The 11711-nt window shown below is 39.2% G+C and carries 14 protein-coding genes; 5 read left to right on the forward strand and 9 right to left on the reverse strand.

Annotation, left to right across the window (positions count from 1 at the left end; translation table 11 throughout):
- Positions 1-77: 77 nt before the first annotated feature.
- Both pabB and DESMER_RS12790 read left to right on the forward strand, forming a co-directional pair.
- The gene (gene pabB / locus DESMER_RS12785) at positions 78-2108 is read left to right on the forward strand and encodes an aminodeoxychorismate synthase component I (protein WP_014903478.1); all 2031 of its coding nucleotides are present in this window, start codon (positions 78-80) and stop codon (positions 2106-2108) included.
- Positions 2095-2904, forward strand: coding sequence for an aminotransferase class IV (locus DESMER_RS12790; protein ID WP_014903479.1), 810 nt, complete (start codon positions 2095-2097; stop codon positions 2902-2904). The genes pabB and DESMER_RS12790 overlap by 14 nt, the downstream gene beginning before the upstream one ends.
- 79 nt (positions 2905-2983) lie before the next feature.
- Here DESMER_RS12790 and DESMER_RS12795 read toward each other — a convergent pair whose 3' ends face one another.
- Positions 2984-3247: an antibiotic biosynthesis monooxygenase gene (locus tag DESMER_RS12795; RefSeq protein ID WP_014903480.1), complete on the reverse strand. Its 264-nt coding sequence runs from the start codon at positions 3245-3247 to the stop codon at positions 2984-2986.
- Positions 3248-3480: 233 nt separating this feature from the next.
- Here DESMER_RS12795 and DESMER_RS12800 point away from each other — a divergent pair, with 233 nt between their 5' ends.
- Positions 3481-3804 (forward strand): hypothetical protein, encoded by a 324-nt coding sequence (locus tag DESMER_RS12800; protein WP_014903481.1) that lies wholly within the window; start codon positions 3481-3483, stop codon positions 3802-3804.
- A gap of 35 nt (positions 3805-3839) precedes the next feature.
- Here DESMER_RS12800 and DESMER_RS12805 read toward each other — a convergent pair whose 3' ends face one another.
- The 7 genes from DESMER_RS12805 to DESMER_RS12835 form a co-directional block, all read right to left on the reverse strand.
- The gene (locus tag DESMER_RS12805; protein ID WP_014903482.1) at positions 3840-4283 is read right to left on the reverse strand and encodes a DUF2383 domain-containing protein; all 444 of its coding nucleotides are present in this window, start codon (positions 4281-4283) and stop codon (positions 3840-3842) included.
- A 68-nt stretch (positions 4284-4351) separates the two neighbouring features.
- Positions 4352-4657 carry an EscU/YscU/HrcU family type III secretion system export apparatus switch protein gene (locus DESMER_RS12810; RefSeq protein ID WP_014903483.1) on the reverse strand — a complete coding sequence of 102 codons (306 nt, stop codon included), beginning with the start codon at positions 4655-4657 and terminating at the stop codon, positions 4352-4354.
- Positions 4654-5760, reverse strand: a complete 1107-nt coding sequence (locus tag DESMER_RS12815) for a hypothetical protein (protein WP_014903484.1) — start codon at positions 5758-5760, stop codon at positions 4654-4656. Before DESMER_RS12815 ends, DESMER_RS12810 begins: the two co-directional genes overlap by 4 nt.
- A 97-nt stretch (positions 5761-5857) precedes the next feature.
- Positions 5858-6409 (reverse strand): DUF2103 domain-containing protein, encoded by a 552-nt coding sequence (locus DESMER_RS22600; RefSeq protein ID WP_014903485.1) that lies wholly within the window; start codon positions 6407-6409, stop codon positions 5858-5860.
- Between the two features lie 32 nt (positions 6410-6441).
- Positions 6442-6924: a metallophosphoesterase family protein gene (locus DESMER_RS12825; RefSeq protein WP_014903486.1), complete on the reverse strand. Its 483-nt coding sequence runs from the start codon at positions 6922-6924 to the stop codon at positions 6442-6444.
- A gap of 23 nt (positions 6925-6947) precedes the next feature.
- Complete coding sequence (gene mqnE, locus DESMER_RS12830; RefSeq protein WP_014903487.1) at positions 6948-8057, reverse strand: aminofutalosine synthase MqnE; 1110 nt, start codon at positions 8055-8057, stop codon at positions 6948-6950.
- Between the two features lie 133 nt (positions 8058-8190).
- A complete protein-coding gene (locus tag DESMER_RS12835; RefSeq protein ID WP_014903488.1) occupies positions 8191-8565 on the reverse strand; it encodes a hypothetical protein in 375 nt (124 codons plus the stop codon).
- Between the two features lie 205 nt (positions 8566-8770).
- Here DESMER_RS12835 and DESMER_RS12840 point away from each other — a divergent pair, with 205 nt between their 5' ends.
- A complete protein-coding gene (locus DESMER_RS12840) occupies positions 8771-9214 on the forward strand; it encodes a DMT family transporter (protein ID WP_014903489.1) in 444 nt (147 codons plus the stop codon).
- 4 nt (positions 9215-9218) lie between these two features.
- Here the strand turns inward: DESMER_RS12840 and DESMER_RS12845 are convergent, their stop codons facing one another.
- Positions 9219-9743, reverse strand: coding sequence for a hypothetical protein (locus tag DESMER_RS12845; RefSeq protein WP_014903490.1), 525 nt, complete (start codon positions 9741-9743; stop codon positions 9219-9221).
- Between the two features lie 205 nt (positions 9744-9948).
- Between DESMER_RS12845 and uvrC the strand changes: the two genes are divergently transcribed.
- Complete coding sequence (gene uvrC / locus DESMER_RS12850) at positions 9949-11655, forward strand: excinuclease ABC subunit UvrC (RefSeq protein WP_242831112.1); 1707 nt, start codon at positions 9949-9951, stop codon at positions 11653-11655.
- The last annotated feature ends 56 nt before the right edge of the window (positions 11656-11711 follow it).

Genomic DNA, 11711 nt, shown 5'->3' on the forward strand with positions numbered 1-11711 from the left:
ATAAAGGAAGCTTTTCTTAGCAACACTATAAGGGATTACGTACATTTTAGATGTGCTAATTGAAGGGGATACAATTTATGATATTTTTGTTGGACAATCATGATTCTTTTACGTATAACCTTTATCAATACTTCGGAGAACTTGGAGAAGACATCATAGTTAGACGACAAGACGCTTGTAAACTTGAGGATATAGAAGAGGTACACCCCGACCTAATTGTAATCTCACCCGGCCCATGTACCCCCGATGAAGCCCCTTTCTCTTTAGCGGTCATTGAACATTTTAAAGGCCGTATCCCTATTTTAGGGGTTTGCCTTGGTCATCAAGCTATAGGACAATTCTTTGGCGGAAAAGTGATCAGAGCTAAGCAGCCAATCCATGGAAAGACAATGCCTATTCGACATGACCAACAAGGAGTTTTCCATGAGTTAGTCAACCCTTTAGTAGTGACGCGATATCACTCTCTGATAATCGAGCGCTCCACTCTTCCTGAAGATCTTGTAATTACTGCCGAAACGGACGACGGCGAAATCATGGGGATTCGACACTTCGACTTGCCGATAGAAGGTATTCAGTTTCATCCGGAAGCCATATTAACAGAATCTGGCCACCAGTTGTTAAAGAACGCCCTTCAAAATGCCAAAGACTGGAATTCTCATAATTCTCCGTCACAATGGGTTGTTCGGCCCCTCTCAGTTTCAATTCCTCCCCTTCGTTTATTTCCAGCCTTAAAAGGAGAATATTCACCATTCTTCTTAGATAGCGGCAACGGCTACCAAGAACTCGGAAAATATTCTTATATGGGGGCCTTCCCCTTTCTGGAAGCAACGGCCTATTCGGAAAAGCTCGAACTTTTCTATTCCGACAAATCTAAACTTGACATTACTCCCCTTCAAGAAACCAAAAGTCTGGAATATCTTGATCAGATTAGTCGAAAATATTACGTCCCCCATTCTCCCTTTCCCTTTTCGGGAGGGGCAGTGGGCTTTTTAAGTTATGACTTGAAAAATGAACTTGAGCATCTTCCTAAGGTAGCAAAAGATGACCTTAACTTACCACTATGGCGATTTGCTTGGTATGATGGAATAGTTATCTATGATCATGCCGAGAACAAATACTGGATTGCTGCCTGTGGAATGCAAGAAGATGGATCTTGCCGACGGGAATTGGCAAATTCTCGAATTGCGCGCCTAGAACAATCAATCAATGCTTTTCTTAAATGCGAAACTCAACAAGAATTATCAACCCTCTCGGATAATCGCCCCGCCGCTATTATTGAGCCTAGTGTAAGCAAGCAACAATACTTAGCGGACCTACAACGTGTAATTGACTATATCTATGCCGGTGATATCTACCAAGCCAACTTAACTCAACGCTTCTCCATAAATTGGGAAGGTGATACTTGGAGTCTGTATTCTCATCTTCATCAACAAAATCCTGCTCCCTTTGCAGCTTTCCTTCCTTACCAGGATTTTCAAGTTCTTTGTAGCTCGCCCGAACGATTTATACAAATTCGACCCGATGGACAAGTTGAAACCCGTCCAATTAAGGGTACTCGTCCACGCAAAGACTCACCTTCAGAAGATCAAGAACAAGCCATGGAACTTCAGAACAGTCCTAAAGACCGAGCTGAACTTACCATGATCATCGATCTAGAAAGAAATGATCTCGGACGGATCTGCAAGTTTGGAACCGTTAAGGTTCCTGACTTAATTAGGCTTGAAAAATATCCAACGGTTTGGCATCTAGTTTCCACAGTAACGGGACAACTGTTACAAGGATTAAAACCTAGTGAGATTATTAAGGCAATTTTTCCCGGTGGTTCCATTACAGGTGCTCCTAAAATCAGAGCTATGGAGATTATCGAGGAGTTAGAACCCCACTCTCGCGGCCTTTATACCGGTAGCATTGGTTATATCGGCTTTGATGGAGCTTGGGACTTAAACATAGTTATTCGGACAATATTAATAAAAGATAGCAAGGCCTTTGTTCATGTAGGAGGCGGAATTGTCGCTGACTCCAAGCCTGAGGATGAATATGATGAGACTCTCCACAAAGCAAAAGCATTATTTAAAGTTTTGAGAGGTCATCTGCATGACACCCATTAGTACAATTTCCACAAATGATCGTCTGGCTTTATTTGGATTAGGACTTTTTGAAACTCTCCTAATTACAACTCGCGGTGCACTCTTTGACGATCTGCATTGGGAGCGTATGTATAGAGGGGCTAAGATACTGGGCCTCAAAATGCCTGATCAACAGAAATGGCGCTTGATCATTCAAGATTTTGTCCGTCAATATAGTTATTCAGACCCTTTTGCCCTTAGAATTACCTTAAGTGGAGGAACACCAGCAACTAATCTTCCTTCTCAGTTACTGCTTCATCAACGCCCAATACCTTACACACCCGAACAGTACTCTTCTGGTATAAAGCTACACCTCTTGCCATATCCCCGAAATGAGCAATCTCCACTGTGTAATATTAAGTCAACTAATTATCTTGAGAACCTCTTGGCAAAAGAAGAAGCTGTAAGTAATGGATGTGATGAAGGAGTGTGGCTCAATACCCAAGGATATTTAGCTGAAGGGACAATGAGCAACCTCTTCTTTATTAAGGATAAGACTTTATATACCCCTGCACTGACAAGTGGATGTTTGCCTGGGACGCGCCGACAAATTATTCTTGATTTAGCTCGCTCAAAAAATATCTTTACCAAAGAAGGCTTCTACACCCTAAACGATCTCTTGTCTGCTGATGAAGTCTTCATGACTAACTCCTTGATGGGTTTAATGCCTGTACGAAGTTTGAATGGTTGTTCTTATAGAGTCTCATTGCCACACTCTAAAGATTCTATCATGAGAAATCTTGAACACTCTTACTCGAATTTGATCAAAGAACAATAATTCTCTACCTTTTATTTTAATAAGGCAAAGGTGCCAAAAGTTTGAATCCCTCAAACCCTTGGCACCTTTTTGAATTTAATTAATATTTTTCATCCAATACCTCAAACATTTGTGGTGTTGCTTGCTTGAAGGCTTTGTTTTCTCCAACTGTATCAGCCCAATTCTCATACGCAGTACGATTTTCCCATTTCGAAAAAAGCATTATATCTTTGGTGTTTTGTTGCTTATTAACTGAGGCAAATTTAAATCCCTCGATATCTTCAACAGATTGTATCCCTGTCCTAACTTCTCCCAGAATTCGATCCTGATCAGGACCATTGAACGTATGAATAACTGTTAACATAAAATATCCTCCCATTAACCTTAATTTAATATTTAGCGTTCTCAGTTTGTCCTGAATTTTCTGTTCACATACGTGATTTATCTATGAACTTTTATTCGACAATCAGCATAAATTAAGTTGACAGGAGTAGGAGATATAGCAAAATTGCCCATCGTGTTATCAATCATTTCATGCTATACTAAACCTGATACATCAGGAATCTCTGAAATTATCAGAGGGGGATTAAGTTTAAGATGAAGTTAAGTTACATACGAACTGACTTTCCTAACGGGCGCTCACACATACTAATGCGCGATTCTGAATCCACAAATCCTGAACTAGTTCATTTCTTATTAGTATTAAGTAGCAATGGAACCTTATGGGTTGACGTCTTTTGGCCATACGATGAAGAATCTGAAAGTTATACCCACAGAATCTCAGAACAGCAGTTCTGGCAGACTTTCCGTGAATGGAGACTTCAAGGCATCTTTTTAGGGGACAACGGCAAAGTTGCTAATATGCTGGCTCGCAAGCGATTATCACGGAAACAAGCTCATAAAGAATCTCTAACAAAATAATCACCTATAAAAAGCGGCAAATGCCGCTTTTTATTCTATATGTTGTTATAAAGCCCTTCTTGTAAGTTTTGCAACTGCTTAAGGTGATCATGTTCGTTTGAGAATATAGGATTTAAAACCTCTTTCTCAGCGCTATTTAAATACTGTTCTGAATATTGAACCGCTCTAGCCAATCCTTTATCTTCTCCGTCATAAAGACGTTTAAGCATTTCTGCGGGTGCGATCTCCCTCATATTTGCTAGCCTAGTTTTCCATTCAGCGATCATACCTGGGAAACCTGCCCCTTCTTCAACCTGCCCGCCATTGGTTTGAATATAATAAGCTATCCGGGTGGCATGCTCTTTATGATCTGTAAGAATTGCAATAAGATGGTTTCGTAGTGGGCTATCGGTTAATGTGTCTATATAGGCCTGGTATTGATCGATGGCCATATGTTCGCCTTTGAGTATAGTGTTTAAAGCTTCAAATGATGTCTTCATAAAGACCTCCTGCATCCTATTTTCATTGTATTAATAGTTTGCGAAGCATTCTCTGAATTATGTATCATTTATAACCTAGCTGTGGATTTAACTTTTTCTAACCGATATACAAAAGCTAACAATTCAGCGACAGCTTGGTAAAGTTGAGGAGGTATTTCCTTTGACAATTCAACTTGCATCAGAGCTTCCACAAGTACCTCGTTCTTTTGAATAGGGATACCTTCTTCTTCAGCGTTTTCTATTATTTTACGAGCAACTTCTCCTACTCCTTTAGCGACAATTCTCGGTGCCCCAGCCTGATCGTAGACTAAGGCGGCAGCCTTATCTTCTCTCTTATTTTTAGTCTTAGTCTTGTTTTCGTTATTTTCTATCATCTCAGAATATCAACTCCACTTCGTCGAGATCCATGTAGAAAATTAAGAAATTCATGGTTCTGTCTCAGTTCTCCCGATTCGACTCTTTCTAATTGAAAACCTAGTTTTATAAATTTCTCTTTTGTTTCAGGTATTGCTACTTCAAGGAGTCGCGGGAGCAAGGAATCATCACTTAGTACCCTGCATGTGAAAGTCTTCTCATTAAAAAAAGCATCAATTCCTATTTCTCCGAGTTCCTGGGTTTGAACTAAGATAGCAATTCGACAATGGTGTTCATCCATTTTTGATCCTTTACGAGAACTTTCGATAGCTATTTGAGCAGGGATAAGCTGCTCTTGATTCAAGAGTGGTAGATGTAGTATCAGGTACGCACTATCCAGGGCTCCTGTTTTTAACCACAATTGCTGCCCGGTTATTTTCTGAAGCATTTGAACTAGTGGGTTATCCGAATCATTCGTGTCCTCATTGTTTTGACTATGAATCGCTTTCAGAAGTACTCCTTTAAACGTATCCAGGAGACTTTGTTTTTCAATCTCTTTAGCAGGTTGATCTAATTTAAGCATATTATGTATCCGATGTTCGTAATTTAGACCAAGCCTTTTCAAGCTCTTCAGCAATTCATCTTTTCCATTATCTCCAGATAGACTACTCCACTGAGGAATTGCCTTTTTCAAGTATGTTAATAATTCACTGTTTAACGGAGTTCCCTGCATACTTCCGAATAATGCACTAAACACTTCTAAAGTCGTTGTTGGAAAGGTTTTTACTAATGCCACGATAGTTTGATTATTGGGTAACCCCCGCTCATTTACCTGTTGGACTTGTGGAGGAACAGATAAACTATCTTTTAGTTTGCCGGGAATTGGCTCACGAATAAGTAATAAGCCTCCCTCATTTAAATTCCCTACCTTCACCCAAAATTTCTCCCCCACCTGAGTTGAGGTTTCTAAAAGGGCATTTAAACTTTGTCCTTTAACCCTAATACTTCCTTCGCCCTTACCGGAAATGTTCATAACTTCTACCAGAAGCCGCTCTCCAAGCTGAAACTTGCTTAGAAGGGCTGCGTTAACCGAACTAGGTGCTAATATGCCACTTACTTCCACGCTTCTACACCATCCTTACATAAGCAGCCGATTCGCATGCTAAAGGTTAATGGCTTGAAATAATCTATCTTCAACTTTCTAGGCGTTATTCTATTTCTTACCTTTGCTTTTCTAAAGAATTTTTAAGCACTTTTAAGGCCTGCCTCATAGAACCATCCAGTTGATCAGCTACTGTTATTGATTTATCGTCAGAATAAGCATTTAACATTAGTCCTTTTTTAGCAGATCGTCGCTTCGATCTCCGCCCTTTAGCCATTGGGGTAGACTCGGATTTAATCCTCGATTTTGGCCAGACTTTCGTAGGCTTCTTCCCAGTGCGATTAATGGTGTTCGGCGAAGTAGTATCATCCTGTTCAACCGTTAAGATATAAGATGAAGGAAATTCTTTATTAACCCATTCCTTAATGCGCTGAGGGTATTTTGTTACGACAAAGGCTTCTTGGATTGAGCCACTACTTTTAAGCAACAGCTTACATCCTGTTTGTGTTTCATATTTATAAACAATACCTCTTTCAGAGGATCGGTTCACATCAATAACACCTGGAATGATGTCAGTAACTTCCACCAGAAGGCTTAGATTTTCTAACCATTCTAATGCATTTTGAATAATACCATGTTCACGTTTGACTTTATTCCTACGATGTTTCATTGATATCCTCCGGAACACATCCTGTTTAGCATTTAAAAATAAACATGCTTTGCTTGTATCTGCCCTTGTTCAATAGTGATTAGTCCAAAAGAAAAGTATTGCTCTCGTCGTTTGTCGGTTGGAGAACCAGGGTTAAATAAGAGAAGGCCATTTCTCCACTCCAAAAACGGCGTATGACTATGCCCAAAAACAATAATATCCACTTTTGAATCAACAAACGCATAATAAGCTCGATCAGGGGTGTTTTTTCCTTTTCCCACATGCCCATGAATTAAGCCAATATTTACACCCTCACATTCAATAATATCCCGATCAGGAAGTGCTACATCCCAACCATCACAATTCCCGCTTACAGCCCGAACTGGTGCTAGGGAGGAAAGATCCTCAAGCAATCCCATATTCGTCAAATCACCTGCATGTAGAATCATATCTACTTGATTCAAGTGTTCCCAGACAAAACCTGGCAGAGATTTACCAGGGCGCAAATGAGTGTCTGACAATACAGCAATGTGCATTATTTTCACCTCTTGGCTTTAACTTAATCCCGTTTGGGGGATACTGTCTTAATGATATTATAGTAGGTATCTCTCTCAACTGCCTCTAATCCCAATTCATGAATCATCTCAATTAGCTGTTGTTCCGTCTGCATCTGAGGACTGGTAGCTCCTGCAGTATGATAGATTTTCTCTTCGCGTACTACTCCGTCTAAATCATTGGCTCCGAAGGAAAGGGCCATTTGGGCTACTTGCGGACTTGAAGAAACCCAATAAGCCTTGATATAACGAAAATTATCTAAGATTAAGCGGGCAACAGCAATCACTTTTAAAGTTCGTACTGCACTTGCTTGAGGGAGATCCTCGAATTTTGTATTTTTAGGATGAAAAGCAGTCGGAATTAAGGCCTTGAAGCCTCCGGTCTCATCTTGCAAATTCCTTAAGGCTAAGAGGTGATCTATTAGTTCTTCATCTGTTTCAATAATACCATACAGAACATTTGCATTAGATGGTATACCTAGGGTATGGGCAAGGCGATGTATTTCTAGCCAGCGCTCTCCGCTCAACTTTCCTGGACAAATGATTTCTCGGACTCTCGGACTAAAGTTTTCCGCTCCTCCACCGGTAATAAAGCTTAGTCCTGCATCTTTAAGAATTTTTATTATTTCTATAACCGGTAAATTCTCTTTTTGCGCAAAAAAATCATATTCTGCCGCCGTGAAGGCTTTTAAACTTACTTGGGGAGCAGACTCTTTTATTTTTTTAATCATTTCTAAGTAGTATGAAAAGGGAAGATCCGGATGTATGCCTCCTACTATATGAAGTTCAGTAACCCCCTGTTTGGCAAAGTGCTTTGCTTTATCAACAACTTCTTCAATAGTCATTGTATAGGAACCCTTTTCCCCCGGATCTTTGGCAAAAGCGCAGAGTCCACATTTAACTTTACACACATTACTGTAGTTAATATGGGCATTGTTATTATAAAAAACTTGATCCCCGGTCATCATGCGTTTCTTTTGGTTAGCTAGATAACCCAGACCAAGTAAATTAGTTGTTTGTAAGAGTAATAAACCATCCTCTTTGTTTAGCCTTTGCTGAGTATTTATTTTTGTAGAGATTTTTTCTAAGCCATCGATTGCTGGAGTAAAATCCACAACGGACCCTTCTTTCCTAAAATTGTTATGTATTTCAATTATAACATAATTCCTGAAATTCGAGAAAAGATATAGGAAAGATGTCGAAAAGAAATAGGAAAGGACTGTAATTAATTACAGCCCTCTTAAAACATTAGTGATAATTTTTCACTGTTTTACGTTGTCGTTTGATAGCTTTACGAACCTCATTGGCCACACGCCAAGTCTCAGGTTGGTGAGGGGTTATTAATTCCAGACGACCAGAGCGTTTGTCAATTAATATATCCACGGTTGGTTTTCGTCCTTCTTTTTTCTCTTCCCCGGGATGTAAAATATCGATGCCTATTTTATTTTCATCGTATTGAGGAGGAACAAGATAATTTAGCACTTCTTCTGTTGCATCCATTAATTCAACCACTTGTTCTTGGGGATAACCTTCTCTCAGGAGAATATCTCTCACCTGTGTTAAAGGATGGTCTAGGGTGAGAAGCATCTGGGCGCGTTGTACCAAATTATAATCTATGTCCATGATGCACCTCTTTTAAATTATTTTTACGATACTTACATTTTTCCCTTAACTTTGTATTGAATACTGATACATCTTAACGGAATTGCCTTAATTCCCCACGGATATTTAATCTTAAGTGGTGAAAACTCGAGAATGCAATGGTTTCTGATTAAGTCTAAGATGATAGTTTAAGAGAATTTCAAAAAATTGCTTCAGGAGGATTTAAATGTCAAAATTACTTTCTCTCCCTTTCTTAATTGCTGCTATTTCTGGTGTTGCTATGGCAGTTCAAGGTACTTTAAACTCATCTTTAAGTCAAAAGACGTCACTTCTATCTGCCACACTCATTGTCCATATTATCGGTACACTTGTCTCACTAGGAGTAATACTCACTTGGCGAGCACCATTCTTTAACCATACCTGGAGCTCTATTCCATGGTACTTGTATCTAGGTGGGGTTCTTAGTGTCATTATCGTTGGACTTGTAGCAACAAGTATTCCAAAAGTTGGTGTCTGTAACGCTACTACTGCAATCATCATCGGACAAGTCAGTATGGCTGTACTTATTGATCATTTCGGCTTATTCGGAGTTACTAAGCTTCATTGGAGTCCTTGGCAATTGCTCGGTATCGGTCTATTCGCAGCAGGAGCTAAACTTCTTTTTCGCTAATAGACTACTTACTATTGCGATTTACGATTAAGGCCATATTTGTGATTATGGCGTATATTTCATCACTCACATTATACTTACTTATTTGGCCGTTTGAAGACAATATTACTGTAATTTTACCAGCAGCGTTTTTATCACTTTCTATTAAATGCAGCAAATAGGCATATGAATCACTGCTAACTGACAGTTGCTTAAACTCTCCATCAGCAACAAAGATAATCCAATACCCTATGGATACTTCGTTATTACTATTATTGTATAGTGCATTAGATACACTTGAAAAACCTTGGCCCAAGAAATTCTGATCACTTGTGAAATCAGTATTGGGATTTGCTGAGTTATTAAGAGAATATTGGTCGTTAATTGTACTCGCTTGGGAAACCGGATCTGAAAGATGACTATATATACTCTTAAAAAAGCTGGGAAAAAGGACATAACCAACAACTCCAATAATCAAGATCCACAAAGCAAGTGCTTGTAAGTCCCGCCATAGTTCATTGCGCGGTGGTCGTCCCCAAGTATTAGGCATATCAATCCCCTCCAATATACTTGAACTTTACTTTATCTGACAACCACAATGCCTCATATACCATATATACGTTTGTTTACATAAAGATATGATTATTAAACTTGCATCTCTCAATTCCAACCTCTAAAATAGACTTGAGGTGGGAATATTGAATCTGCTTCGACAGAAGCTATCCTTGTTGCCAGAAAAACCTGGCGTTTATTTAATGAAAGATAATCAAGCTCAAATTATTTATGTCGGGAAAGCAAAAGTTCTTAAAAACCGAGTTAAATCATATTTCACCGGTTCACACGACGGGAAAACTGCCCGACTAGTCAGTCAAATTTCAGATTTTGAATATATCACAACAGATTCCGAAGTTGAAGCTCTTGTCTTAGAGTGTAATTTAATTAAGAAATACAACCCAAAATACAATATTCTGTTGCGGGATGATAAATCTTACCCCTACCTATCGATTACCGAAGAAAGTCACCCTCGAGTTCTTGTAACACGACAGTTGAAGAAAGATAAAAGTAAATACTTTGGTCCTTATCCTAATGCAACGGCGGCTAGGGAAGCAGCTCGTTTGCTAAATCGACTATTTCCTTTTCGAAAATGTCGTCAAATCCCCTCCCAACCCTGCCTTTACTATCATTTAGACCAGTGCCTTGCCCCTTGTATTCAAGAGGTTCCCCCTGAAGTCTATAAAGAAATGCGCAAAGAGATATCAACTTTTCTAAAAGGGGATCAAAGTGGTATCCTTACTCTCTTACAAGGGAAAATGATTAAAGCTTCTGAAGCTCTACAATTTGAACGAGCCAAGGAATACCGAGACCTTATTGAGGATTTGAAGCAGTTAGGAGAAAAACAAAACATCACGCTCAATGATTTTATTGATCGCGATGTTTTGGGTTTTGCAACAACTACTGACCAGATGTGTATTCAAGTATTTTATTTGCGTCAAGGAAAATTGCTTGCTAGAGATAATTTTATTTTTCCCTATTACGAAGATCCGGAAGAAGCTTTTATTTCTTTTGTTGCTCAGTTTTATATAGAACGGGCAGTATGGCCTAAAGAAATCTTAATTCCAGCCATTGAGTCCTTGGCTTTATCCAAACTCTTCCCTATCACAACTCCTCAGAAAGGGAAAAAAAGAGAATTGGTACTAATGGCCATGACAAATGCTCAAACCACTCTTCATGACCAAATCACTCTGGAAATTAATCAACAACAAGAAACAGGTGATGCTCTAAATACACTTGGGGAACTCTTAAATATTTCAGTTCCCAGAAGAATTGAAGCCTTTGACATTTCCAATATTTCAGGAGCACACACTGTTGCTGGAATGGTACAATTTATTGAAGGTAAACCTGAACGCAGAGGTTATCGTAAATATAAAATCCAACCCATGGATACTTCTGATGATACCGCTGCCATGAAGCAAGTAATTTTTCGCAGATATAAACGATTAGTTTCCGAAAACGAAACTCTTCCTAACTTAATATTGGTGGATGGGGGGAAAGGGCAAATAAGGGCAGCATTAAGTGCCTTAAAGGAAATTAATCTAGTAATTCCAGTTGCCGGAATGGTTAAAAATGAACGTCATCAAACCCACGGACTAATTAATCAGTTCGGGGAGCAGGTACTATTACCGAAGAATCATCCTACGTTTTTTTTACTTGGCAGAATTCAGGATGAAGTCCACCGCTTTGCTATTACATTTCATCGTCAGCAGCGGGCCAAAAATATGACTTTTTCAATTCTGGATGATATTCCGGGAATCGGTCCGAGACGTAAGCAACAGCTGTTACATCATTTTCAGTCACTTGAAGATATTCAGTCTGCTAGCATCGTGGAACTACAAGCTTCCGGAATCCCTTACAATACTGCTAAAACAATCTACGATTATTTTAGCTCAGGTGATAAAAAGTGATGGATATGTAAAGGAGGAACCACAATTCCATGATCCTTAATTATCGAGTCGAACTA

The sequence above is a fragment of the Desulfosporosinus meridiei DSM 13257 genome (assembly GCF_000231385.2).
Lineage (GTDB): Bacteria > Bacillota > Desulfitobacteriia > Desulfitobacteriales > Desulfitobacteriaceae > Desulfosporosinus > Desulfosporosinus meridiei.

Excerpts from the sequence above, each read along its gene's own strand:
- DESMER_RS22600 (WP_014903485.1), bottom strand. The coding sequence starts at position 6,409 with ATGAAACATCGTAGGAATAAAGTCAAACGTGAACATGGTATTATTCAA.
- DESMER_RS12835 (WP_014903488.1), bottom strand. The coding sequence starts at position 8,565 with ATGGACATAGATTATAATTTGGTACAACGCGCCCAGATGCTTCTCACC.
- uvrC (WP_242831112.1), top strand. The coding sequence starts at position 9,949 with ATGAAAGATAATCAAGCTCAAATTATTTATGTCGGGAAAGCAAAAGTT.
- DESMER_RS12805 (WP_014903482.1), bottom strand. The coding sequence starts at position 4,283 with ATGAAGACATCATTTGAAGCTTTAAACACTATACTCAAAGGCGAACAT.
- DESMER_RS12840 (WP_014903489.1), top strand. The coding sequence starts at position 8,771 with ATGTCAAAATTACTTTCTCTCCCTTTCTTAATTGCTGCTATTTCTGGT.
- DESMER_RS12845 (WP_014903490.1), bottom strand. The coding sequence starts at position 9,743 with ATGCCTAATACTTGGGGACGACCACCGCGCAATGAACTATGGCGGGAC.
- pabB (WP_014903478.1), top strand. The coding sequence starts at position 78 with ATGATATTTTTGTTGGACAATCATGATTCTTTTACGTATAACCTTTAT.
- DESMER_RS12810 (WP_014903483.1), bottom strand. The coding sequence starts at position 4,657 with ATGATAGAAAATAACGAAAACAAGACTAAGACTAAAAATAAGAGAGAA.
- DESMER_RS12790 (WP_014903479.1), top strand. The coding sequence starts at position 2,095 with ATGACACCCATTAGTACAATTTCCACAAATGATCGTCTGGCTTTATTT.
- DESMER_RS12825 (WP_014903486.1), bottom strand. The coding sequence starts at position 6,924 with ATGCACATTGCTGTATTGTCAGACACTCATTTGCGCCCTGGTAAATCT.
- DESMER_RS12800 (WP_014903481.1), top strand. The coding sequence starts at position 3,481 with ATGAAGTTAAGTTACATACGAACTGACTTTCCTAACGGGCGCTCACAC.
- DESMER_RS12795 (WP_014903480.1), bottom strand. The coding sequence starts at position 3,247 with ATGTTAACAGTTATTCATACGTTCAATGGTCCTGATCAGGATCGAATT.